Below are 24,475 nucleotides of genomic sequence, written 5' to 3' on the forward strand. Positions count from 1 at the left end.
AATGTTCAAACCATTTCAACTCAAGTCTCGTATCAGCACTGGAGTCGTCAGCAGCTTGTTATTGCTGGGGAGTTTAACGGGTTGTGGAGTACAAGATGCAGCGCGGGAAATTCCTAAAGCAAATGCCATACTTCAGTTATTGCATGCCCAAGATCAGTCGGTGATACAGATCAAGTTACAACAATGCCAAGTCGGTAATTTATTTGCAGGGCAGACAGGCACTAGTTCCAAATATGACCTCTACAGTTGCCAAGTGCATGTTGAACGCTTTGACGATGAATATAAGCAATCGTTTATCCAAGAGCAAACGATCTATCTACGGCCCTTCGATTCCGATATTGGTTGGCAACTGATCGCACCGAATGAATAGTTAAAACAAAGATAAAGCGAAGAAAAAAACATGAATAAAGAAATAGTGATCTCTTATCTCAGTATTGCGGTGCTGTATTGGTTTTATCTGCTTTGGCGGATTGAAGACAGTGGACCAATCGCAGCCTACCTTTTTGGACGCGCCATCATGTGGCCGTTTCAATTACTGAAATTTATATTTTGATCAGGCCTTCATGGGAACAAGAGTGAAAAATCGATGATGGACTTTAATCAGTTTAAACAACAGTTTGCTCAGTTGGCTTTACTGCAAGCTGACCCAAACATTTATGTCGCTCCACAGATTCCCATGAATAAGATTCTGGGTGCGATGAGTTATTTACCTGCACAAACCCAAGCAGAAGAAGTCTTGGTCTTAGTCGATGAAACCGTCTTTGGACAGGGAAAAAATGGCTTGTGCTTAACCGATCAAGGCATCTACTTCAAAGAAGCCTTTGCCAGTGCAAATGCCTATCCCTTGAAATCGATTAGCTCGGTTGGCTATTCGATGGGACTGCTCAGCAAACACCTGGTGATCAATGGCACAGTCAAAGTCAGCTTGGCTCAACCTGAAAAAGCAGGAATACGCCTCTTGGCCGATTTCCTCAATCAGTATTGTGCCTTCGCTAAAGCTCAAACGCAGAAGAATTCCTCAGACTTTATACATGAGAATCAGCAGCAGACTCAAAGCCAAGACACCATTGCCAATCTACAACCGATCATGAAGCTCTATGCCTACCTATTGTTGGGGTGGAGAGGAGAGTGGAGCCAATCCACAAGAACTTTGATGACACAATTGTTTGACCGAGACTTGGTTCATCCCAATGACCAACAGTTTCTCAAACAGATGATGCAACAGAATCATCCATTCGACTTTTTTGATATCTTGGATGAAATCACACTGATTCAGCACAGCCTACCTCCTTCGTTAAGCCTTGCTTTGCTCGAAGAAGTATTGGTGTTAATGAATAAAAGAAACTTTGACGCTGAAACAACACGCAGCCATTTCTTTCAGATCAGTACAGCATTGAATGTTGAGCAACAAACAGCATTCGCCATACTGACCAAGTATCCTGCATATACAGATACCCAAGCTAAGCAGCATGCTCCTCAATCTTCCATACCGATCCATCAGCTGACACCCGTACAACTCGCCGCCTGTGAGTTACTTGATATCACCCCTGAACAATTAGATCGACCAAGCCTCACGCTTGCCTACCGTCGTAAGATGGCTGACTTCCATCCTGACCAATACCAACAATTACCTCCAGCAGTGAGGCAATTGATTGAACAACAGGCGCAGCAGATCAATCAAGCACGCAGTTGTTTAGAAGCACTGCTAGCGTCATTTTGACGGAAAATCAATATAAAGAAATTTCAGATACATATTACCTATTTGAACAACCAGCACCAAGCGAACGCAATAAACCGCTGACGACTGTCCAAACACAAATCAAGCCTTATCAAATAGAGGATAAAATAATGATGAATAGATTGAAGACTTTCCTATTGCCTGTACTACTCATACTTCCTTTGAGCTTATCGGGATGTGGTACTGAATTTAATCCTGAACGAATGGAAGTTACGCTCAATACGGAATATAGCCCAGGCGGATTATACGATCGGACTTATGTGATCCTCACCATCCGTTCACTCGATGCAAATCCAATCACACTGAATAAAGTGGATGTGAATAATGGACGTTGTGGATATACCGCACGCTACCGTAATCCCATTCAATTACCAGCACATTTCCAAATGGGCCAAGCCTTAGAGTTATATTTAAACTGCTCTTACGAATCGATTGTGAAAGTTGATATTGAAACAGATCAAGGTGCAGCAAGTTATCGCTTTAAATAACACGGCAAAACTCAGGACGAGTATCACTGTATAGCGCAAAAGCAAGCAAACAACCATGCCCATGTTGGGCATGGTTTTTTTATGTCTACAGAGAATGCTTGTCATCACTTTACTCACTGCGAGGACACTCATGATGAATCCCGTACATTGTCCTTATTGCCATTCAGATCAAGTGATCTTGAAAGCCACACAAGCGCATGGCCCTCAATATTTTGAAAAAATCCTAGAAAATTTCTCACCCTTCACGATGGCTGTACTCGGAATAAAGTTGGCAAGAAGTGCGGGCATTCCCCCCTATGTCGGTGGATTGATTGGCGTAGTTGCAGGGGGCGTATTGATCTTGGTCAGTCAACATTACTTTTATCGACATTACCACGCGGCTCAACATTACCAATGTTTGCATTGCGGACAAAGCTTTGCAGTGGCTGATTAAAGAATTACCGCATTCATCTCTGTATCAACGCTAGCTGCAACAACCCGAGCTGCAACAATCCTAGCTCTAACACCCCTAAGCACACTGCATTTTAAGTTTTAAACATCACATCTTTATTTTTATAGAGGAATTCTGCTCATGGCACATTTAGTTGAAACAATGGCATTCACGGGTCAAACCCCTTGGCATGGGTTGGGGAATCAACTCACACCCAATCAACCCATCGAAGTCTGGGCACAACAAGCAGGTATGGATTGGCGTATCGAATCCTCTGATGTCAGTTACATGGCGAAAAACCAACGCGGACAAAACATCATCTTACCTTTTGAAGAACAAAGGGTGCTGTATCGTTCTGATACCCATGCACCTTTATCGGTGGTCAGTCAACGCTTTCAAGAAGTACAACCCAAAGACATTTTAGAGTTTTATCGTGACCTGACTGAACAATCAGGCTTTGAGCTGGAAACTGCTGGGGTGCTCAAAGGCGGGAAGAAATTCTGGGCATTAGCCAAAACTGGACAGACCTCAGCACTGAAAGGCAAAGATGTCAGTAATGGCTACATTCTTTTAGCGACGGCGTGTGATGGTACCTTGGCGACTACCGCACAATTCACCTCTATTCGTGTGGTCTGTAATAACACCTTAGCCATTGCACTCAAAGCACAAAACGCTGGATCGAACAACACAGGTGTGGTCAAAGTCCCGCACAGCACTCGTTTCGATGCGGATAAAGTCAAACAACAGTTGGGTGTATCAGTCAGAGCATGGGATGAACACATGTATGAAATGAAGCAGCTCAGTCAACGTAAAGTAACGCAACAAGAAGCAGCTGCTTACTTTGATGCTGTATTTAACAACACTAATCTGAGTATCGCTGAACAGGATGAAAGCATTATTCAGTTTTATCGAAATGCAGCCATGCCGAATCAAACAAACTCATCAAAAGCCGACAATAAAACAGAACCGAATGGACGTGCGATGTCAAAAGTCATGACTATGTTTAATGGACATGGACGAGGGGCTGAACTCAGTTCAGCCAAAGACACAGCCTATGGTTTACTGTGCGCAATCACGGAATTCACTGACCACGAAAGACGAGCGATGAGTACCGATCATCGACTCGATTCAGCATGGTTCGGAGCGGGGGCTGCGATTAAACAACGCGGCTTAGAACAAGCACTCAGAATGGTGGCATAAATTCAGTTTCAGTTAAGCAAGCTATATTAGCCTAAGCAATAACACCCTTCGCCACATTCCTCAGATGTGGCTTTTTTTTATGCCCAAAATTCAGCTTTTACATATTTCATAACGATAGGATCAATACACCATGCAGAGTCATACCCATATTCAGAACAGTTTAAACCATCCACCCTTATTGCCTTATGTACCTCAGCTTAATCCAAACCAAAACCCACCAACCCAACAGGTCGAAGTAGGCACCCGAAGTAAACGTCATTCATCCAATCCAGCTCAAACTAAACAGCCTCGCAAAAGCAGAACACCAGTTGCTAAACGCTTAGCTAACACCAAGCAACTCAATTACCAGCAATGGCTTGAAGTCAGAAAGCAAGGGATTGGCAGCAGTGATGCTGCAACGACCTGTGGTCTCAATCCCTATATGTCGATGCTCGAATTATGGATGATTAAAACAGGACGCATGCAGCAAAACATCGAAGATGAAAGTGCAGGCTATGCACCGTTGTATTGGGGGAAACAGCTTGAACCTTTGGTGGCTGAATACTACAGTATGCATACCAATCATAAAGTGCGTCGTGTCAATGCCGTGCTACAACACCCCGATGAAGACAAACACTTTATGTTGGCGAATTTGGATTATGTCGTTGTTGGTAGCGATGAAGTTCAAATATTAGAGTGTAAAACCGTCGGAGAGTATGGTGCAAAACTTTGGCGAGATGGCGTGCCTTTATATGTGTTGTGTCAGGTACAACATCAACTGGCAGTGACTGGCAAACAAGCGGCACATATCTGTGCGCTGATCTGTGGACATGAAACCAAAATCTATAAAGTGACCCGTAATGAAACGGTGATTCAACACATCATCAATGCCGAACGTCACTTCTGGCAATGTGTTGAATCGGGTATTCCACCGAGTGTCGATGCCTCGGAATCTGCTGCCAAAGCTTTACAACAACTTTATCCAGAGCAAATCCCATTAACCGTAGAAGACCTGACTCAAAACGAACAGGCCAACTACCTCTTTAACCAGCTTTTAGAAGAGCGACATAGACTTGAGCAACACCAACAGTATTTCGATGAACTCAAACATCAAATACAAATGTTGATGAAAGATGCCGAGCGAGCTGTGTTTACAGGTGGCTCAGTGACATGGAAGAAATCACAAGACTCTATCAGCTTAGACACTAAGGCTTTATTGAAACAATACCCTGAATATCTACAGCAGTTCCCACAAACCAAAGTAGGTACACGGCGTTTTCAGATTTATCCGAATGGTGGATAACTCATTCTTTATCCACATTTACTACCTAACACTACCAAACTAAAACCAATCGATCCCATACCCCAGCAGGTGTGGGATTTTTTATGTCCATTTTTTATTTAAAGGAATTCATTATGATTAAAGGTTTAGCAATTACACCACCCGTACTGGGTCGTATTAGTATCGGCAAGATTGTCGAAAAGAATGGTAAGCGTGTCCCTGAAAAAGATGATCAATTTACCATTACTAGTCAAATTCAAGGGAAAGACGGATGGATTAGACATCCATTAGATGAACAGTTACGTGCCAAGGCACAAAATCAGAAACTCAGAACCATTCCAGTCCGTATGATCTTTAATGATCCTGAATTGAATTTAAGAGCAGAGTACAGCCTGTTTGACCGCCAGACTGGACGCTTAATCTGCTCAGGCAATGGAGAAAGCTGTCAGCGTCTTGGGCAAAATGGCATTGAACAACATCCATGCCCATCACCTGATTTATGTCCACTGGCGCAAGGTGGGCTGTGCAAACCCTACGGACGGCTTTACGTCAATCTGGATGAATCGGATGAGTTTGGCACATTCATCTTTAGAACCACTGGCTTTAACAGCATCCGCACTTTGGCAGCTCGGCTGCGTTACTATCATGCAGCATCGGGTGACCTGTTGTCATGCCTACCACTGCAACTAACGCTAAGAGGCAAAAGCACCACCCAAAGCTACCGTACCCCGATTTACTATGTGGATTTAACCCTACGAGATGGCACAAACCTGAAAGATGCGATTAGCTCTGCCAAACAGATCAATGAACAGAGCAAATCAGCAGGGTTTTATCAAGAAGTATTAGATCATGTAGCAAGGCAGGGCTATGGCAATGCCAGCTTTGAGGTGGGAGGTGAAGAGGGCTTGGATATTGTTGAGGAGTTTTATACGGAGGAATCCAAACAAGAATCATCTCAACAACTCCATGACCTGAACCATATGCAGGATATCCAGAAAGGGTTACAGCAGTCAGTACAGGCTTTGAACTAGCAGGGCTTAGACAACATTGGACTGCGTAAAATTTTATTGGACTGACCTATCATCTGAGCGAATACGCGCTCGCATCAATGATTAGGAGAAAACATCATGAATGCGTCGATCACAGGTCAAACTTTTCAGATGAATCAGATACTAAACTTGAAAGATGTCATGCAAATTACGCGGTTAGGTCGGGCTACTATTTACAATATGCTAGATCCTAAAAACGTTAGTTATGATTCTACATTCCCAAAGCAAATCAAATTATCAGCAAACCGCGTGGGATGGATAGCTAGGGAAGTAAATGCATGGATTGAATCAAAAGTTATTGAAAGATAAAAGAGGGTAGAGGCGATTAAAAAAAATTCAAGATATTATGATCCGACATTTCCTCAGCCGATACGGTTAAAAGAGATGCATTTCGGTTGGTCTGCTTGGGAAATCCATCAAAGGATTAAGTCTAAGATGGAAGAATGAGAATAATGGGAGCTTTTGCTCCCTTATTTTTTTGATAGAATTGAGAAAAACTATTCATGATATTAATGAAACAAACTTTAGATTATTACGATATAAATGCACTGGGGTTCTTTGAGTCTACAATTAGGGTAGATATGGAGAGTCTATACCAACCATTTTTACGTTACCTACCAGATAAGGCTTTTATACTTGATTTAGGTTGTGGTTCAGGTAGAGATACCTTAGCTTTTAATAATAAAGGTTATCAGGTTGCAGCAACAGATTATTCAAAAGAACTGGTTGATAAAGCATGTCAATTGACAGGAATCAACGTACGTTTTGAAAGCTTCTATGAGTTGTCTGAGCTAAATAAGTATGATGGTATTTGGGCATGTGCTTCACTATTACATTGTGAAAGAAAACGTTTGCCGGAGGTACTGGAAAAAATACTGAAAGCATTAAAAGTGAATGGTATCTGCTATATGTCATTTAAATATGGTGCGGGGGACCGTTACAAGGATGGAAGACAATTTACCGATATGGATGAATCACAAACACAGAGTTTATTAAAAAAATTTGATAATATTTTACTGTTACAACAATGGATTACGATTGATAAACGTCCCAATCATAATGAAGATTGGCTCAATATCGTATTTCAAAAACGAATTTGAATAAATAATGTCAGTATCCATACCTACACCACAGCAGCAACTCAAGTTTCTGAAACAGATCCAGCAAATTTTACATTCAGGAAGTTTTTCTTCCACTTATAAATTTGCTTTGTTGATGAGTCTTTCTCGCTTAGCGATTGAGCAAGGAGATGATACTGGGGAAAGCTTAACGTTAGACTATCTGGATATTGCAGAGAAATTCATAGATTTATATTGGAAACAGACTCTACCATTTCATTTTAATGAAAATGAACCGTTCCTATTACAACAGAATAATGGCAAGCAAGCAGGAATTATCAGCTTAATTTACACTGCTCAGCAAAGTTATAAATCCCTTGCCTTAGCCAGACGAGATCATGTGTACTGGCTACAATTGAAAAAGAAAGTAGCAGATATCGTAAAGAAAATGCCTGTAACTTACCTACAGAATTTGAAAGGTCAAAATGTTGAGTTTTTATATCGTTTAGAAGATTCTCGAAAACAACTTATACTTTTGCCAAATGTCATGTATTGCTTACGTCAGTTTAGCGAAATCATTGAAGAGTTATGTCAGAAAAAATGGGTTGATTTTGTCAGATTAAATAAATGTAATTTATTGGTTCTGGATGGTTTACCTGATCTTGCAACATTCATGTTTGAGCCAAGCCGAAATCAGCTTCGACAAGTAGGGAAGTTCCTAGTTGACCTACAAGCATATAAGTGCTTTTACTGCCAAAAGCCAATTAAACAAAATAAATGGGCTGTGGATCATTTCATACCTTGGGCAATGTACCCAGCAGATACAGGTCATAATTTTGTGCTTGCAGATGAAAAATGCAATTCGGCAAAAAGTGATTTCTTGGCGTCAGAAGAGTTTTTGTTCCAATGGCAAGAGCGCAACCAAAACTTTGATCACCTCATTACAGAGCAGTTATCAAAGCTGGGTTTTCTTGCAAATATTGAAAGATCACATAGTGTTGCAAGTTGGGCGTATAGTCAGGCAAAGGAGAATGGATATCTCTTTTGGAGTAATATAAATTAATTCTTTAACTTATTTAAAGGTAGTACCAAAGATCATCAACCTTACTATCCTTATCTAATCTTACCTCTATATATTCACTATATTTCATTTTATTAGGGTCCTTTTCATGGTGAGCAAAAAAAGCCCCCTGTAAAGCATCACAATGAAAGCAGCCATTGGATAAATAGGCTGTACCACGTGTTTTACTAAAACGTTTAATAATAAAACCATATGTATATTTTTGCATAAGTTTAGGGTTATTTAAAATTTCACTATGAGAATTAGAGAGGTGTTCGATAGTTAATTCAGCTATTTTGGTTAAGTCTGATTTGTAATGTATGAAGTAGTTGATTTCCATAATAGTATTGGTTAATTGGTTACATTTCCAACATCTGACTTGATTCAATCCTAACTGTAAAAATCTTTGAGCGTTGGGTTTTAATGAGTGCTGAATACCACCGCTCATAAGGTGCTGGAAGAACTGAATAAATTCTTTTTCTACTAAATCAAAACTGTCACAATTTTTAAAAGCACCACTTGCAATAAGTTGGTGAGATTCTTTGTCCAAGGAAATTGAAAAGATAGGCAATTCATAACTTTGATAATCTATTACATCCCATTTGTTTTTTAAAGTTGTGCGCATGAACCAAATTGCACGGATTCCTGAAGCTTTATACTTTTCTTGTCTACGTTCTGTTTCTTCTATACTTTGGTAGGACCATTGAATTTCAATTACAATTTTTGATTGTTCTTTTTCTGCATAAATATCAGCAATCCATATTTCACCATCAGGTGTTTGACCTCGATATTCAGGAAAAACTTTCCAACCATTTTCATGTAGATGCTTTAGGATCAAGTATTTGCAAAGTTGATGTTCACGACTTTCTCCTGAGCTAAACTCACATGTACTTGATGGATGGTGAGCAAAAAACTGAGTACCCAATTTATTTTTTTTGGGAATTGCTTTGGTATCGCAGCATGGCATATACATATTTAGATTTTTATATTTCTCTTTTAATCTTGACCATTGTTCATCATCAAGCATAAAGCTATAAATTTCTTTTTCTTCGATAATACTTAGAAAGCCCATTTTTATACGAATTAGTTAATTTTTAACTTATTTTACGGGTGGTAAAACCCATTGTAAATCAGGCACAATTAGCCGCATAAATTTTAAGTTTCAAGCTGTAAAGCAAGCGGTATATTTCAATGACAAATAACAATTTTTCTCAAATTGCAGCTTTCATTTGGTCAGTCGCAGACCTACTTCGTGGTGACTTTAAACAATCTCAATACGGACGTGTGATTTTACCATTCACTTTATTACGTCGTTTAGAGTGTGTTTTTGAGCCAAGCAAAGCTAAAGTGCTTGAAGCGAATGAAAAAGTGAAGGCAATGCCTTTGCCAGAAGAAGCAAAAGAAAAAATGTTGCTAAAGGCGACAGAGGGTCTAACTTTTTTTAATACCTCTGAGCTTGATTTAACCAAATTGGGTAAGAATGATATTCGAGCTAATTTAAACAGCTATATTCAACACTTTTCAAAAGATGCGCGTGAAATCTTTGAACACTTTAAATTTGAAGAGTTTATTGGTTTACTTGATGACGCTAATCTACTGTATAAAGTAGTACAATATTTTACAAAACCTGAAATTGATTTAAGTCCACAGAAGATTTCTAACCATGATATGGGCTTAGCGTTTGAAGAGCTGATTCGTCGTTTTGCTGAAAGTTCAAATGAAACAGCAGGAGAACACTTTACCCCACGAGATATTGTGCGACTCACAACAGGTTTAATTTTTAGCCAAGATGATGATGCCCTTAATAAAGAAGGTGTGATTCGAACGATTTATGATCCTACTGCTGGGACAGGCGGTTTCCTATCATCAGGTACGGAATATGTGTATGAGCATAATCCAGAAGCAGTGATGCGTGTGTTTGGTCAGGAATTGAATCCAGAATCCTACGCCATTTGTAAAGCGGATATGTTGATTAAAGGGCAAGATGTCAGTCGTATCAAGTTAGGGAATACATTGTCTAATGACCAGCTTGCCTATGAAAAGTTTGACTATATGCTGTCAAATCCGCCATTTGGTGTCGATTGGAAAAAGATCGAACAAGAGATTAAAGATGAGCATGAACAAAAGGGCTTTAATGGCCGTTTTGGTGCAGGTTTGCCGCGTGTCTCTGATGGTTCGCTATTATTCTTAATGCATTTGATCAGTAAAATGCGTGATGTGGATAGCACAGGTCAAGGCAGTCGAATTGGTATCATTTTAAATGGTTCGCCTTTGTTTACAGGCAGTGCGGGCAGTGGTGAAAGTGAAATCCGCCGTTATATTTTAGAAGCGGATTTGCTCGAAGCGATTATCGCCTTACCAACTGATATGTTCTATAACACAGGCATTGCGACCTATGTTTGGGTGCTCAGTAATAAAAAAGATATTGAGCGTAAAGGCAAAGTACATTTAATTAATGCCGCGAGCCTTAGTTCGAAAATGCGTAAGTCGCTTGGCTCAAAGCGTAATTACCTGACTGATGCAGAAATTAAGACCATTACCCAAAACTATGGTGCATTTGAAGCGGTAGATACGCTGACTTTAGATGGTGAAAGTGAACAGCAAAAACCATTCTCAAGCAAAATTTTTAATAGTTATGAATTTGGCTACCGTCGCGTCACCATTGAACGCCCATTACGTTTATCTGCTCAATTGTCTGATGAACGAATTGCGAGTTTACGTTTTGCACCAAAGCCATTTAATACGGTGATGCAAAAAATCTATGACAGCTATGGCAAAGAGTGGACTGAAGCAAGCTATGGTCAATTGAGTGATGATCAACACGTTGAAATTCGTGCATTGATCAAAGCTGAATTTAGCGAACTCAAAGAAAAAGACATTAAAACGGTACTAGAGCCAAAACTTTGGTTAGAACAACGGGCCTTAATTCGTAAAGCAGAAGCCTTGCAAGCTAAAATTGGTACGGCGCAGCATGATGACTTTAATGCCTTTGATGAGCTGCTCAAACAGACTTTAAAAGACACCAGCATTAAACTCGAAGCCAAAGAGAAAAAGCAGTTCTTGGATGCGGTGACTTGGAAAAATCATGAAGCTGAACCTGTGATGAATAAGGTTGTTAAAGCGAAAGAAAATCCGCTATATGGTCAGTTTAGCTACCAAGGCAAAGTGGTTGAGTTTGTACAGGATGGTGACTTGCGTGATGCGGAAAATATTGCGCTTGACCCAAGCCAAAACACCACCAATTTAATTGAGTCTTACTTTAAGCGTGAAGTACAACCACATGTGCCAGATGCGTGGATCAATGCCGATAAGCGTGATGCTCAGGATGGCGAAATTGGCATTGTGGGCTATGAGATTCCGTTTAACCGTCATTTTTATGTGTATGAGCCGCCGCGTGATTTGGCGGAGATTGATGCGGACTTGGATGCGGTGAGCCGTGAAATTATGGCGCTTCTGCAAGAGGTGCATTCGTAATGGCAAAGTATCAGAAATATGCTGAATATCAAGATTCGGGTGTTGAGTGGTTAGAACAAGTGCCTAAAGAATGGGATGTTATTAAAATTAAGCACCTTAGTTCCGTGAAGAGAGGTGCAAGTCCACGACCAATCGATGATCCCAAATATTTTGATGAGGATGGTGAATATGCTTGGGTCAGAATTGCAGATGTTTCAGCCTCGGATATATATCTTTTAAAGACTACACAAACTATGTCTGAATTAGGTAGCTCTTTGAGTGTAAAATTAGAACCTAATGAATTATTTTTGAGCATTGCTGGAACTGTAGGCAAACCATGTATTAATAAAATTAAGGCATGCATTCACGATGGTTTTGTATATTTTCCTGATCTAAAAATTCCAAATAAATATTTATTTTATGTGTTTGCAGGCGAACAAGCGTATAAAGGGCTTGGTAAAATGGGAACGCAACTTAATTTAAATACTGACACAGTTGGTGATATTAAAATTGCTTTACCAAAGTCAGTTCTAGATATTCAGCAAGTTATCAACTTCCTCGACCACGAAACCGCAAAAATAGACAACCTTATTGCCAAACAAGAAAAGTTGATTGAACTGCTGAAAGAAAAACGCCAAGCAGTGATTAGTCATGCGGTAATAAAAGGTTTAAATCCAAATGTACCGATGAAAAATTCAGGTGTGGAATGGTTGGGAGAAGTGCCTGAGCATTGGGATGTCTCAAGGTTTAAATATGTCTGTATAAATATTATCGCAGGGCCTTTTGGTTCGAGTATTACAAAAGATATGTATGTACCAAGTGGCTTTAAAGTTTACGGTCAAGAACAAGTAATTCCTAATGATTTTGAAATTGGGGACTATTATATTTCAGAGAAAAACTACATAGAATTAAACCGTTATGCAGTGTACCCAAAAGATATTTTGATTAGCTGTGTGGGTACATTTGGAAAAATTGCTGTATTTCCAGAGAATGCAGAAAAAGGAATTATTAATCCACGTCTAATAAAAGCAACAGTATCTAATAATTTCAATCCTAATTTTTTTAGAGAGTATCTTAAAAGTGATGCTGTCTTTAAACAGTTTGAGCAATTGTCTAGAGGGGGGACTATGGGGGTCATTAATATTGGTATATTGAATGAGATTATTGCAGTCATTCCTCCTTGTTTAGAGCAGGACGAAATTTATAATTTTATTCAATATCAAAAAAATAAGTTCAATACTCTAATTTATAAAGCTGAATCAGCAATTCAACTCATGCAAGAACGCCGTACAGCACTTATCTCAGCCGCCGTGACAGGCAAGATAGATGTCCGTAACTGGCAACATCCGAATCAAAAGAATGAAGCGGATGTGGAGTTAAGTGCATGACTCTATCTACTCCTCCTATACAAATCTGGTCGCAAATGCGAACAAAAAGTCATTGCACAAAAACGCACAAAGTTGCACAATACGCTCAACAACACCCGACAAGGCTAGGCAAGCAATTGCATCCTCAAACTGTCGGGTTACTTTTTTCTGCTATACCAAAACATAATAATAGCTCTACATGCAGGCAATTACCTCGATGTGCAGGTCATGCCATATGAAAGCATTTAATAAATCCCCTAAAACATTTTCCGAACAACTAGAGATTTTAAAATCTCGTGGTATGGTCGTTTCTGATGAAAAAAATGCCATTTTTCATTTAGCCCAAGTCAACTATTACCGTTTAGGTGCCTATTGGCTACCCTTTGAACAGACCCATTCACCCCATTATTTTAAAGCAAATACTCATTTTGAACAGGTGTGGGAAATCTATGTTTTTGACCGTGAACTCAGACTATTGGTACTCGATGCAATCGAACGGATTGAAGTGGCTATTCGAACCCGATTTGCCTATGAACTTGCGCATCGGCATGGTGCGCATGCATTTATGCATCCGCAATATTTTAAACCGCTGCGTAGATGGGAAAAGCTATTAGAGTCGTTAGAGGGAGAAATAGACCGAGCCGATGAAGTGTTTATCGAGCATTATCAACGTACTTATGATGATCCAGAGCTACCACCGATTTGGGCAACTTGTGAGGTGATGAGTTTTGGTCAGCTTTCCAAATGGTATCAGTCACTTGCTCCCAAACAAACACGCGCAGCAATTTCGAGTCATTTTGATTGCGATGAAAAGCAATTTGAAGGTTTATTACAGCATCTCGTATATTTGCGAAATACTTGTGCACATCACTCGCGGCTATGGAATCGTAAATTTACCAAAACCATTGCGAAACCTCGAAACAAACCTTTGGGCTTGGCGCAGCAGTGCAATTTTGATCAAACGACTTCGGCAGATCGTAAATTGTATAATAGCTTGGTTTTTCTACTGTACTTTATGGATAAAATTACGCTACAACATACATGGCGTCAGCGTTTGATAGACCTTTTGTTGTCGCATAATAACATATCAAAAGCATTTATGGGCTTTCCTGAAGATTGGCAAACTTATCCAATCTGGCAGATTAAAAAATAGAAAAAATATTTAGAATTTAAAGGGGTGACGGGAAAAATGAGATCTGATGTAACGTTAGAAACGAATTTTCAACAAGATATTATTACGCAAATGCAAAGCCACGGTTGGCAGGTCGGTTCACCGCAAGGCTATCACCGTGAAAAAGCCTTATATGAACAAGATGTTCTGGATTTTGTACAAAACACTCAAGACAAAGAATGGCAGAAATTTAAAAGCATTTTCCCCAATGATACTGAACGCCATTTTTTAGATACTGTGGTGGCGCAGCTTAAAAAGGCGGATATTAATGCCACCGATATTGAATCTCGTAGTTATGGGACTTTGGGTGTATTACGTCATGGGCTAAAAACCCGTGGTACACGTTTTTCATTTTGCCAGTTTAAACCTGAACATGGTCTAAACCCTGAACTCAATGAAATTTACAAACAGAATATTTGCCGTGTTGTACCTGAGTTGGTGTATAGCCCATATGCCAACAAAGCCGAACTCGAAGCCACAGGTAAACAAGCAAAAAAATGGCGCATCGACTTAGTGCTGTTTATTAATGGCTTTCCTGTGGCAACGCTGGAACTCAAGTCAGAGTTTAAACAAGCTGTGCAAAATGCTATGGCACAGTACAAAAAAACACGCCTGCCAAAAGACCCTGAAACCAATAAACCAGAACCATTACTGACTTTTAAACGTGGTGCATTGGTGCATTTTGCGGTGAGTCAGTATGAAGTCTATATGGCAACCCATCTTAATGGCGACAACACCTATTTCTTGCCCTTTAACAAAGGCACTAAAGAACAGGGTGCAGGCAATGATGTGCCTGAAGATGTGAATGAATACGCCACAGGTTATTTGTGGAATGAAGTTCTAACCCCAGACAGCTTACTGAATATTATTGGTAATTTTATTCACTTACAGATTGAAGAAAAAGAAGACTGGGAAGGGCGTAAATATAAAAAAGAAAGCCTGATTTTCCCACGTTATCACCAATGGAAAGTCGTGACGAAATTAGTCGAAGACTCCTTAGCAGAAGGCACAGGTCAAAAATATCTGATCCAACACAGTGCAGGTTCTGGTAAATCTAATTCAATTGCATGGACCGCACATCAACTGTCTAGCTTATACGATGCCAACAATAACAAAATGTTTGATTCGGTGATTGTAGTCACAGACCGAACTATTCTCGACGCACAGTTACAGGACACGATTTATCAGTTTGAACACGCGGATGGCGTGGTGGGGCGGATTAACAATAAAGAGGGCGATGGCTCTAAATCTGAAAAATTGGCAAAAGCATTGGAAATGGCACAGCCGATTATTATTGTTACTATTCAGACATTCCCTTATGTATTACGCGCAATTGAAAACAGTACCAGCTTAAAGGAACGTAAATATGCTGTAATTGCAGATGAAGCACATTCTTCGCAAAGTGGTTCAACAGCACGACAGCTCAAAGAAACGCTGATGCTTGAGGAGCGTGATGAGGATGATCAGCTGACTTCAGAAGATGTACTCGATGCGGTGATGGCTTCACGTAAAGGGAGTGAGAATTTAAGTTTCTACGCCTTTACGGCAACACCAAAAGATAAGACATTACAACTGTTTGGGCGTTTGCCGAATCCTGAACTACCTCCATCCAAGACCAATAAGCCTGAAGCCTATCATGTCTATTCAATGCGCCAAGCGATTGAAGAAGGCTTTATTTTGGATGTCTTAAAAAATTATACCAACTACAAAGTGATTTATAAGCTCAAACAAAAGATCGAAGAAAAAGACGATCAGGTCGATGCCAAAAAAGCCAAGATCAAGCTCAATCAATGGGTACGACTACATGACCACAATATCTCGCAAAAAGTGCGTGTAATTATTGAGCATTTTAAAAAGAATGTGATGGGCTTATTAGGTGGTCAAGCCAAAGCCATGGTAGTGACTAGTTCACGTAAAGAAGCCATACGCTACAAACAAGCCTTTGATAAATATGTGGCAGAGCAAAACTATGCCAATATCCAAGCGATGGTGGCTTTCTCTGGTGAAGTCGAATTTGCTGATCATGATGCGGACAGCAGCCATTTGGTCGGGCAGAAGTTTACTGAAACTAATATGAATCCAAATTTGAAAGGGCGTGAAATGCGTAAGGCATTTGATAGCGATGACTTTCAGGTGATGATCGTTGCCAATAAATTTCAAACAGGTTTCGACCAACCAAAATTGTGTGCTATGTACGTCGATAAAAAACTGGGTGGTGTTGAGTGCGTGCAGACCTTATCGCGTTTAAACCGAACCTATCCTGGCAAAGCAGAATCAGGCACATTTGTTCTAGATTTCTTTAACGAACCACAAGAAATCTTGGATGCATTCCAGCCTTACTACCAAACAGCTGAACTGGCAGATGTTTCTAATCCTGATATTGTCTATGACCTTGCTGAAAAGTTGAAAGCTGCACGCATTTTTCTTATGGCTGAAGTCGAGCAATTTGTTGATGCTTTCTATAGCAAAAACAAATCTAATGCAGCACTTGCCAATATCTGTAAACCAGCGATGCAACGTTGGCAGCAACGTTATACGCAAGCAATCAATGATTATGACGTGACCAAGAATCGTTTGGAAATTACCAAACGAACAGGTGAACCTGTGTTGATTGCAAATGCTGAAAATGAATTTGCAGAAGCGAAAAAGGCACGTGATGCACTAGAAATCTTTAAAAAGGATTTAGGTAGTTTTAGTCGTTTTTATGAGTTTATGTCACAAATTGTGGAATATGATGATAAAGAACTCGAAAAAATCAGTTTGTTTGCCCGTACTTTGCGTCCGTTATTACGTGAGCAAGCGGCAGATGAAGATGTGATTGATTTGAGTAATGTGGCAATGAGTCATTATCGGCTCTCTAAAATCCGTCAACAGGATATTCAACTTAAAGCGGATAGTACTGAACATAAATTAGAACCAGCCAATGATCTGGGTTCGGCAAAAGCAAAAAATAAACAAGAGGATTTTTTATCGGTCATCTTACAGCGTGTAAATGATGTTTTTATTACCGATAAGCTGACAGATCAGGACATGATTAATTATGTCTACACCGTGGCAGACAAGATGTCTGAAAACACCAAAATGATGAAGCAGATTCAAAACAATACCCGTGAACAAGCGATGTTGGGGGAGTTTGATAGTGCTTTAGATGATGCGGTACTTGATAGTAATACTGCGCATACTGAACAAATGACACAGCTGATGAGTGATCCAGCCAAAATGAAGCAGTTTGCCAATATTATTTATGATGTGTTGGTGAGTCAGCAAAAAACAAGATGACAATAGATAAAGCTAAAGGTTATTGAATTCATGGAATTAGAAAAATTTAAGCAGAAGTTTAACTTGCCTCGTATTAACGATTATGTAGCACTTTTATCGGAATCACAGAAGAATTGGTTTTGGGAACAATTGATGGAAATAAAGCAAGTATTTCCAAATATTGATATCTACCATGCTGGAGCATCTAAGTATGGGTATTTAGGTTTTGGTAGAAAAAGAGTTCAAGCGAAGAGAGTAGAAGATTTCTTATTTGTACTTCATTTAGAAAAGAATGGAAATTTTATACTGTACATCGCAGATCAAACATATAGATTATTACGTGTTGATGAGGATGTCCTACCACAAGGATATGATCAATCTGTACAAAAAGAATTAAATTTAAAGGACTGGCTAGATCAGGTAAAGACATTCACTGAGGAGTTAGACTTAGATTATTCAGGTGAAGATTTATACCCTGTAAATTATGAAGTAGAAGACTATTTTACAACTTTAGAAGCTTACAATTTTTTAAAAACAAAATATCAGAAAATTAAGGAAGCAACTAAGAAAATAGTTGGATTTAGAAATAATTCTAATCGAGAGTTAGCTTTGATTTTAGAAAATTCTAGACCTTCTTTGTTTATAGGTGTAGACCCAGAAGACAATCAATACTTTAAATTGGCTTTGTTGCACAAATAGACGAAAGATAGAGTTGTTCTAATCTTCAGATATTTATGCAACAGCCACCGTTTTAGCTGTACCAAGTTGAGTAAATTTATTCAAAATATCGACTCTTATTTGCAAGTCAACCACCTGACGATTAAAGCATCGACTAGATACACCTTGTCCAAGTCGTTTCAAGGCAAACATTTTAGCCTCTATTCGGGATCGTCGATGATAACCAATATCTCGTTTCCACTGCTTTTGACCCTTGTCCCAACAGCCTTGTACTGCATGATTCCTTGCTTTACCAATTTCATTTTCTGCCCATAAAGCAGCATTGGAACGAGGAGGGATAATTACATTTGCTTGCCGTTTTAAAATCGCATCATAACAATTCACTGTGTCATAAGCACCATCAGCCGTGACAGATGCAATGGGTTCATCAATTTGATCTAAAAGAGGTTGGAGGATTTCAGCATCACCATATTGGCAGGTCGTGACTTCAACCGCTTGTATTTCTCCACTGTTTGCATCTGTCGCAAGATGTAATTTCAGCCATTGACGATGTTGGTTTACGCCATGTTTTTTACGCACCCATTCCCCATCACCTGTAACTTTGATCCCTGTGCTATCAACTAAAATATGCAAGTCTTCCTGTGGATTTTTTGCTGATTTATGTAGAAGTGGCTGGAGCTTATCTGCTCGCCGACTCAATGTTGAGAAGTCTGGAACATTCCAGTCGAGGTGAGCCATTTGAAAAAGGCTTTGAATGAAACCTTGTGTTTGGCGTAAAGCCAGTTGGAACAGGTTTCGTATCGTGAGGGCAAATTGAATTGCTATATCAGTGTAGGTAGGTTGACGTCCTTTTTTTCCAGTAGGTGTTGCAGACCATTGCATTTGGGGATCAAACCAAATGGTGAAAGCACCCCGTTGACGTAAAGCCTGATTGTACTCAGACCAGTTCGTTGTTTTGTATCGGCTTTTTGATTCTGTATTCATCTAACATGTATGGGGATGAAATTTATTTATGCAACAAAGCCATCATCAAATATAATGATTTAAAATATTATAGCGACATATTATGTCGTTAATTTTTTATGAGGTCAAACCGTGAGTGACGATGAATGGAAAGAATATGCCAAAGGCTTAATTAAGGCAGAAATTGCCCGAAAAAATATAAGTCTTATTGATCTATCCAAAAAACTTGAAGTAATGGGTATATCCGAAACACCACAAAACATTAGCAATAAGATCAATCGTGGTACATTTGGGGCTATTTTTATGCTTCAGATACTTAAAGCGATTGATTGTAAAGAAATTCGACTATAACCACTTACCACACCTAAATAGGATATTCTTCATGACTGATAATTCACTGAAAAAAGGCAGATATACACGCCACAGCAACAAAATTGGGCTTTATTCAACCAGCCAGGAACGAATAGGCTTTTTAAGCAATAATAATGATGTTGTACTTAGCTTTCCCTTTAAAGATGCTGTTCTTGAAGCTGGAATGAACAAAGAAGATTTAGGGCGTGAAGAACGTTTTCTTCATCTTGAAGCTGATGGTTCTGATATTGATACTTTATTTGAACCAAAAGCATTGACTAATTTCCAATATTATTCGCACCCTTGCACAGCACAGCACAGCACAGCACAGCACAGCACAGCACAGCACAGCACAGCACAGCACAGCACAGCACAGCACAGCACAGCACAGCACAGCACAGCACAGCACAGCACAGCACAGCACAGCACAGCACAGCACAGCACAGCACAGCACAGCACAGCACAGCACAGCACAGCACAGCACAGACGAATCTGAAAATAAAATAATTTTTTTTGATGAAAATGGAAATTTACAACAGAATTTATTAATTAAAGGTAATAATTTACTTGCTTTATATTCATTACGTGAACGATTAGCGGGTAAAGTAAAGTTAATTTATATCGACCCACCATATAATACTGAAAGTGATAGCTTTACATATAATGATAGTTTTAACCATTCATCTTGGCTAACTTTTATGAAAAATCGCCTTGAAGTGGCAAGAGATTTACTAAAAGAAGAAGGCGTAATTTTTGTTCAATGTGATGACAATGAACAAGCTTATTTAAAAGTGTTAATGGATGAGGTTTTTGGACGTAGCAATTTCTTAAACCAGATTTCAGTAAAAATGAAACAAACCTCAGGCGCATCAGGTGGTGGTGAGGACAAAAAGTTAAAAAAAAATATTGAGTATATTATTATCTATACAAAAAACATGGATGGTGATTCGGGTTTTAAGAAATTTAATGAGGTGTATGAAGAAGAAGACCTCTTTAGCGTAATTAAGCAAATGCGTGATGAAGGTAAAAGTTGGAAATATACCAGAGTAATAAAGAGCTTAGGAACTAGAAAACTCTTAAAGACCATCCATGATGGTTCAGGTCAACCTATTGATTTATACACACACGATAATGTTGTTATTGAACCAATATCTAAAATAAGTAAAGAAGAAAATATTTCAGAAGAAGAATGTTATTTGAAATATTTTGATTTTATATTCCGTGATACAAATGCTCAAAGCTCTATTAGAACAAGAGTAATGGATGCTATTAATGGTGAATATGATTTCGTAAGTATTGACTACACTCCAATATCAGGGAAAAGTAAAGGAAAAAGAACAACTCTATATTATAAAGGAAATAATTGTGACCTCATTGCATGGCTTAAAGATGTAGCTGTTAAGAAAAATGGACAACTTATCAAATTAGAAAAATTAGGAACTTATTGGGATGGATTTCCACTAAATAACCTAACAAAAGAAGGTGACGTTCTTTTCCCTAATGGAAAGAAACCAGAGCAATTACTTAAGAAAATAATAGAACTAGCAACTGATGAAGGCGATATCGTTCTTGACTACCATTTAGGTTCAGGAACAACGTGTGCTGTCGCCCACAAAATGAATCGTCGCTGGATTGGCATTGAACAAATGGACTATATCGAAGACACTACATTACAGCGATTAACAAAAGTTATTGACGGTGAGCAAAGCGGTATTTCTAAGGCCTTGAATTGGCAAGGTGGTGGTTCATTTGTTTATTTTGAGCTTAAAAAATATAACCAAGACTTTTTAGATAAAATCATGATTGCCAATAGTAAAGGTGAGCTAGATGAAGTCTACAATGAAATGGCTAAAAATGCCTTCTTGAAGTTTTGGTTCGAGAAAAACGAATTTGAAAAAGATGAAAACTTCCGTTCACTAGATTTAGATCAACGCAAAGAATTACTGATTGGCATTTTGGATGAAAACCAACTTTATCTGAATCATGCAGATATGCGTGATAGCCGTTACCATGTCACAGATGAAGAAATGGCTTTAACCGATCTATTCTATGGGGCGAACAATGACTAAAAGCACAAAAACCAAAGTCAAGGATACATTGTCGCAGTTCTTGTTTAATCAAATTGAATCGAATCCTGAATATCAGGAGTGGGTCAGAGATTATCAACTCCCGACTTACATCACCGATAATCTTTCAAAGACATTACGAGATTATCAGGAAGTTGCCATCAAGCACTTTATTTGGCTATTTGAGCAAGACCCAAGTCAAGCTAAGCATTTGTTGTTTAATATGGCGACAGGTACAGGTAAAACGCTCACAATGGCTGCTGCTATCCTGTATCTATATCAAAAAGGCTATCGCAATTTTGTGTTCCTGGTACACCAGTTGCAAATTAAAAATCAGGCGGTAAAAAACTTCACAGATTATAAGTTTGCCAAATATCTATTTAATCCTAAAGGGGTTAAATTAAACGGTAAAACCATTAATATTCGTGCGATTGATCGGTTTCAAGATGCCCAAAAAGATGCGATTAACTTCATGTTTTTCAGCACAGCACTTTTATATAATCGCCTGACAGAATACAATGAAAATAGCCTGACTTCCCAGGATTTTGCGGACAATGCTGTTGTTGTTATTGCCGATGAAGCACACCGTTTAAATGTGGATACCCGTAAAAAACTCAAGAAAACCGAAGACGAAGATATTCGCAATTGGGAAACGGCTGTTCAATCTGCAATCTATGCTCGTCCCGATAATTTACTGTTAGAGTTTACCGCTACCGTAGATTTAGAAAATCCACTCATTCATAAAAAATACCGTGATAAGTTGATTCATCGTTACGATTTTCTGCAATTCAATAAGGATGGATACAGTAAAGAAGTCGGCTTCCTCTATAACGAAGAAACACAGATTGAAGATCAAAAGCGTTTATTGGTTATCAATGCAGTCGTGATGAGTGAATACCGTAGATTACTAGCTGAACGAGAAATGAATGTTCAGGTTAATCCTATTATTTTGATTAAATCAACCAAAATTGCCAAGAGTGAGGAAGATCGGGCGTTTTTCCATAAAGTGATTAGTTCACTCAAAGTAAGTGATTTAGATCATTTAAAAAACTTAAGTTCAGGCACACAGCAATCCCTCATAGAAGAAGATCGAAACCGATTTATCTCTCAAATGTTCAGTTGGCTTGCTTCACGAAAATCAGGATTGGTATCAACTCAAGACCCTAATGGTTTAAATGCATTTATTGCGGAAATTAAGATGCGTTTCCGTGAAGACAACAGTATGACGTATAACAGTCAGAAAAAAGAGAAAGCCGATTTACTACCTTTATTAGATAGCCCAAGAAATGTCATTCGGGCAATCTTTTCTGTTAATGCCCTTAATGAAGGTTGGGATGTACTTAGCCTATTTGACATTATTCATTTTGATATTTCAGAAACAAAAAAAGTATCGCTACAAGATATTCAGTTGATTGGTCGTGGTGCAAGATTGTGTCCATACAAACTGCCAAGAGCTTATAAGATATCTCAAAGTGGAGGGCTATTTGATGAAGAACATAGTTATGAGTTCGATCCATTCAAACGTAAATTTGATAATGCACCGCATGAGCATGGACGTATTTTAGAAACTTTCTTCTACCACTTTGTTAAAACAGGTACGTTCTTAGATAACTTGCAATATGCCTTACTCGATGAGGGAATTGTCAATAAAAGTATGGAAAAACGGACGATTAAGCTCAAGTCCGAATTCCTCAATAGTGAAACCTATAAAAAAGGTTTTGTATTGGTGAATCAGCAACTATACCGCAGTAAAACAACGGATACAGAAATTGATGCCACTTTTAAAAAGGAAATCAAAGCCAGTACCTACCGACTTCACACAAGAAGTTTAACGGACAAAGAGCAAAATAAAATTCAGGCAGGGATTCAGTATAAAACCATTCATTTAACCGATGAATACTTTTCACCGTTGATCATCCGTAAGGCATTAATGTCAGCGGAAAATAATTTCTTTCGATTTAACCATCTGAAAAATCATATTGTCGGGATAAAAAGCATTGATGAATTGATTGAAAAATACCTCCCTTTATATGAAATTAAATATTCTTATTCAGAAGGCAAGGACATTCATCAACTTGAAGCGCATGAAAAACTGCAATTATTGGTCGGTGTGATTCTACCCGAAGTACGTAAAGCCATAGATCGGCACATGCCGAAGATTACAGGTAGTCATATTTTTAAACCCAAATCACTATCGTCCATCTTTCAGCAAGAAAAGAACATCTACTTGGTTTCCTTCCCTATCCAAGACTTAGATAGCGAAACAAGTGATCATGCACCTGATGAACGTGCAAAACCACAGTCAAGCCATGACAATCCAGATCTACAGTTTGATGTTGAAACTGCCGATTGGTATGCCTACAGTGAAAACTATGGCACAAGTGAAGAAAAACGCTTTGTTAAGTTTGTTGCAACTCAAATTGATGAGCTTAAATCACGCTACAAGGGTGCAGAGATTTACCTTATTCGCAATGAACTCGATTATTGGTTGTTTAGTCCTAAAGATGGCCGAAGATTCAGCCCTGACTACATGCTGATCATTAATGATGCTGAAAATAGTGAAATGTACTATCAATGCTTAATTGAGCCTAAAGGCGGTCATTTACTTGAAAAGGATACATGGAAAGAGGAAGTATTGATTAGTTTGGATGATGAAAGCCAAATTGCTTTTGATGCAGAACAAGATGATTCACAAAACTACGTTGAGTTCTTAAATGAAGTCAAATCGCATGGTTATAAAGAGATTAAATGTTTAGGATTTAAATTTTATAATACTGATCCTAGAGATGAATCTGATTTCGCTATTGATTTCTGTACAAGAATGCCGAGTTAATCTCGGCTTTTTCTAGCTATAAGTGATTGATTATTATATTTTTGTGCGGTT

The 24,475-nt window shown here is 38.8% G+C and carries 21 protein-coding genes and 1 pseudogene; 20 read left to right on the forward strand and 2 right to left on the reverse strand.

The genetic code is table 11. From position 1 onward, the window contains the following. The first annotated feature begins 1 nt into the window (after position 1). From DS737_RS05430 to DS737_RS05480, 11 genes and pseudogenes are all read left to right on the forward strand, one after another. Positions 2-370: a hypothetical protein gene (locus tag DS737_RS05430; RefSeq protein ID WP_113996979.1), complete on the forward strand. Its 369-nt coding sequence runs from the start codon at positions 2-4 to the stop codon at positions 368-370. A gap of 219 nt (positions 371-589) precedes the next feature. Beyond that, positions 590-1,720 (forward strand): J domain-containing protein, encoded by a 1,131-nt coding sequence (locus tag DS737_RS05435; protein ID WP_407641408.1) that lies wholly within the window; start codon positions 590-592, stop codon positions 1,718-1,720. A gap of 131 nt (positions 1,721-1,851) precedes the next feature. Continuing rightward, positions 1,852-2,226: a hypothetical protein gene (locus DS737_RS05440; protein ID WP_113997961.1), complete on the forward strand. Its 375-nt coding sequence runs from the start codon at positions 1,852-1,854 to the stop codon at positions 2,224-2,226. A gap of 133 nt (positions 2,227-2,359) precedes the next feature. Beyond that, positions 2,360-2,659, forward strand: coding sequence for a hypothetical protein (locus DS737_RS05445; RefSeq protein ID WP_031944332.1), 300 nt, complete (start codon positions 2,360-2,362; stop codon positions 2,657-2,659). A gap of 138 nt (positions 2,660-2,797) precedes the next feature. After that, positions 2,798-3,856 carry a DUF932 domain-containing protein gene (locus tag DS737_RS05450; RefSeq protein ID WP_113996981.1) on the forward strand — a complete coding sequence of 353 codons (1,059 nt, stop codon included), beginning with the start codon at positions 2,798-2,800 and terminating at the stop codon, positions 3,854-3,856. A 130-nt stretch (positions 3,857-3,986) separates the two neighbouring features. Continuing rightward, a complete protein-coding gene (locus tag DS737_RS05455) occupies positions 3,987-5,138 on the forward strand; it encodes a YqaJ viral recombinase family nuclease (protein ID WP_113996982.1) in 1,152 nt (383 codons plus the stop codon). A gap of 113 nt (positions 5,139-5,251) precedes the next feature. Continuing rightward, positions 5,252-6,148: a recombination directionality factor gene (locus DS737_RS05460; RefSeq protein ID WP_113996983.1), complete on the forward strand. Its 897-nt coding sequence runs from the start codon at positions 5,252-5,254 to the stop codon at positions 6,146-6,148. Between the two features lie 96 nt (positions 6,149-6,244). Next, the gene (locus tag DS737_RS05465; protein WP_113996984.1) at positions 6,245-6,475 is read left to right on the forward strand and encodes a helix-turn-helix transcriptional regulator; all 231 of its coding nucleotides are present in this window, start codon (positions 6,245-6,247) and stop codon (positions 6,473-6,475) included. A 15-nt stretch (positions 6,476-6,490) separates the two neighbouring features. Then, positions 6,491-6,613: pseudogene (locus DS737_RS16250) on the forward strand (AlpA family transcriptional regulator); the annotation flags it as partial. A 65-nt stretch (positions 6,614-6,678) separates the two neighbouring features. After that, positions 6,679-7,266 carry a class I SAM-dependent methyltransferase gene (locus tag DS737_RS05475; protein ID WP_113996985.1) on the forward strand — a complete coding sequence of 196 codons (588 nt, stop codon included), beginning with the start codon at positions 6,679-6,681 and terminating at the stop codon, positions 7,264-7,266. A 7-nt stretch (positions 7,267-7,273) separates the two neighbouring features. Continuing rightward, positions 7,274-8,287, forward strand: a complete 1,014-nt coding sequence (locus DS737_RS05480) for an HNH endonuclease (protein WP_113996986.1) — start codon at positions 7,274-7,276, stop codon at positions 8,285-8,287. Between the two features lie 13 nt (positions 8,288-8,300). Here the strand turns inward: DS737_RS05480 and DS737_RS05485 are convergent, their stop codons facing one another. Beyond that, positions 8,301-9,356: a competence protein CoiA gene (locus DS737_RS05485; RefSeq protein WP_113996987.1), complete on the reverse strand. Its 1,056-nt coding sequence runs from the start codon at positions 9,354-9,356 to the stop codon at positions 8,301-8,303. A 119-nt stretch (positions 9,357-9,475) separates the two neighbouring features. Here DS737_RS05485 and DS737_RS05490 point away from each other — a divergent pair, with 119 nt between their 5' ends. The 5 genes from DS737_RS05490 (at position 9,476) to DS737_RS05515 (ending at position 18,232) form a co-directional block, all read left to right on the forward strand. Continuing rightward, a complete protein-coding gene (locus tag DS737_RS05490; RefSeq protein ID WP_113996988.1) occupies positions 9,476-11,758 on the forward strand; it encodes a type I restriction-modification system subunit M in 2,283 nt (760 codons plus the stop codon). Beyond that, positions 11,758-13,125, forward strand: coding sequence for a restriction endonuclease subunit S (locus tag DS737_RS05495; protein ID WP_113996989.1), 1,368 nt, complete (start codon positions 11,758-11,760; stop codon positions 13,123-13,125). Before DS737_RS05490 ends, DS737_RS05495 begins: the two co-directional genes overlap by 1 nt. Before the next feature lie 214 nt (positions 13,126-13,339). Continuing rightward, the gene (locus DS737_RS05505) at positions 13,340-14,257 is read left to right on the forward strand and encodes an Abi family protein (protein ID WP_113996991.1); all 918 of its coding nucleotides are present in this window, start codon (positions 13,340-13,342) and stop codon (positions 14,255-14,257) included. A gap of 36 nt (positions 14,258-14,293) precedes the next feature. Continuing rightward, complete coding sequence (locus tag DS737_RS05510) at positions 14,294-17,554, forward strand: type I restriction endonuclease subunit R (RefSeq protein ID WP_113996992.1); 3,261 nt, start codon at positions 14,294-14,296, stop codon at positions 17,552-17,554. A gap of 30 nt (positions 17,555-17,584) precedes the next feature. Then, complete coding sequence (locus DS737_RS05515; protein ID WP_228206845.1) at positions 17,585-18,232, forward strand: hypothetical protein; 648 nt, start codon at positions 17,585-17,587, stop codon at positions 18,230-18,232. A gap of 33 nt (positions 18,233-18,265) precedes the next feature. Here the strand turns inward: DS737_RS05515 and DS737_RS05520 are convergent, their stop codons facing one another. Beyond that, the gene (locus tag DS737_RS05520) at positions 18,266-19,195 is read right to left on the reverse strand and encodes an IS5-like element ISAba10 family transposase (protein WP_005274609.1); all 930 of its coding nucleotides are present in this window, start codon (positions 19,193-19,195) and stop codon (positions 18,266-18,268) included. A 111-nt stretch (positions 19,196-19,306) separates the two neighbouring features. Between DS737_RS05520 and DS737_RS05525 the strand changes: the two genes are divergently transcribed. The 4 genes from DS737_RS05525 (at position 19,307) to DS737_RS05545 (ending at position 24,424) form a co-directional block, all read left to right on the forward strand. Next, positions 19,307-19,525 (forward strand): DUF6471 domain-containing protein, encoded by a 219-nt coding sequence (locus DS737_RS05525; RefSeq protein ID WP_111828409.1) that lies wholly within the window; start codon positions 19,307-19,309, stop codon positions 19,523-19,525. A 31-nt stretch (positions 19,526-19,556) separates the two neighbouring features. Further along, complete coding sequence (locus DS737_RS16255; protein ID WP_228206846.1) at positions 19,557-20,021, forward strand: hypothetical protein; 465 nt, start codon at positions 19,557-19,559, stop codon at positions 20,019-20,021. 124 nt (positions 20,022-20,145) lie between these two features. Next, positions 20,146-21,594, forward strand: coding sequence for a site-specific DNA-methyltransferase (locus tag DS737_RS05540; RefSeq protein WP_111828358.1), 1,449 nt, complete (start codon positions 20,146-20,148; stop codon positions 21,592-21,594). Continuing rightward, complete coding sequence (locus tag DS737_RS05545) at positions 21,587-24,424, forward strand: DEAD/DEAH box helicase family protein (protein WP_108675650.1); 2,838 nt, start codon at positions 21,587-21,589, stop codon at positions 24,422-24,424. The genes DS737_RS05540 and DS737_RS05545 overlap by 8 nt, the downstream gene beginning before the upstream one ends. The last annotated feature ends 51 nt before the right edge of the window (positions 24,425-24,475 follow it).

The organism is Acinetobacter haemolyticus (assembly GCF_003323815.1).
GTDB lineage: Bacteria > Pseudomonadota > Gammaproteobacteria > Pseudomonadales > Moraxellaceae > Acinetobacter > Acinetobacter haemolyticus.

What these genes read in the sequence shown, in the direction of transcription:
- DS737_RS05495 (WP_113996989.1), top strand. Translation starts at nt 11,758, where the DNA reads ATGGCAAAGTATCAGAAATATGCTGAATATCAAGATTCGGGTGTTGAG.
- DS737_RS05460 (WP_113996983.1), top strand. Translation starts at nt 5,252, where the DNA reads ATGATTAAAGGTTTAGCAATTACACCACCCGTACTGGGTCGTATTAGT.
- DS737_RS16255 (WP_228206846.1), top strand. Translation starts at nt 19,557, where the DNA reads ATGACTGATAATTCACTGAAAAAAGGCAGATATACACGCCACAGCAAC.
- DS737_RS05475 (WP_113996985.1), top strand. Translation starts at nt 6,679, where the DNA reads ATGAAACAAACTTTAGATTATTACGATATAAATGCACTGGGGTTCTTT.
- DS737_RS05450 (WP_113996981.1), top strand. Translation starts at nt 2,798, where the DNA reads ATGGCACATTTAGTTGAAACAATGGCATTCACGGGTCAAACCCCTTGG.
- DS737_RS05445 (WP_031944332.1), top strand. Translation starts at nt 2,360, where the DNA reads ATGAATCCCGTACATTGTCCTTATTGCCATTCAGATCAAGTGATCTTG.
- DS737_RS05490 (WP_113996988.1), top strand. Translation starts at nt 9,476, where the DNA reads ATGACAAATAACAATTTTTCTCAAATTGCAGCTTTCATTTGGTCAGTC.
- DS737_RS05465 (WP_113996984.1), top strand. Translation starts at nt 6,245, where the DNA reads ATGAATGCGTCGATCACAGGTCAAACTTTTCAGATGAATCAGATACTA.
- DS737_RS05520 (WP_005274609.1), bottom strand. Translation starts at nt 19,195, where the DNA reads ATGAATACAGAATCAAAAAGCCGATACAAAACAACGAACTGGTCTGAG.
- DS737_RS05440 (WP_113997961.1), top strand. Translation starts at nt 1,852, where the DNA reads ATGAATAGATTGAAGACTTTCCTATTGCCTGTACTACTCATACTTCCT.
- DS737_RS05510 (WP_113996992.1), top strand. Translation starts at nt 14,294, where the DNA reads ATGAGATCTGATGTAACGTTAGAAACGAATTTTCAACAAGATATTATT.
- DS737_RS05430 (WP_113996979.1), top strand. Translation starts at nt 2, where the DNA reads ATGTTCAAACCATTTCAACTCAAGTCTCGTATCAGCACTGGAGTCGTC.
- DS737_RS05480 (WP_113996986.1), top strand. Translation starts at nt 7,274, where the DNA reads ATGTCAGTATCCATACCTACACCACAGCAGCAACTCAAGTTTCTGAAA.
- DS737_RS05485 (WP_113996987.1), bottom strand. Translation starts at nt 9,356, where the DNA reads ATGGGCTTTCTAAGTATTATCGAAGAAAAAGAAATTTATAGCTTTATG.
- DS737_RS05545 (WP_108675650.1), top strand. Translation starts at nt 21,587, where the DNA reads ATGACTAAAAGCACAAAAACCAAAGTCAAGGATACATTGTCGCAGTTC.
- DS737_RS05505 (WP_113996991.1), top strand. Translation starts at nt 13,340, where the DNA reads ATGAAAGCATTTAATAAATCCCCTAAAACATTTTCCGAACAACTAGAG.
- DS737_RS05435 (WP_407641408.1), top strand. Translation starts at nt 590, where the DNA reads ATGGACTTTAATCAGTTTAAACAACAGTTTGCTCAGTTGGCTTTACTG.
- DS737_RS05455 (WP_113996982.1), top strand. Translation starts at nt 3,987, where the DNA reads ATGCAGAGTCATACCCATATTCAGAACAGTTTAAACCATCCACCCTTA.
- DS737_RS05515 (WP_228206845.1), top strand. Translation starts at nt 17,585, where the DNA reads ATGGAATTAGAAAAATTTAAGCAGAAGTTTAACTTGCCTCGTATTAAC.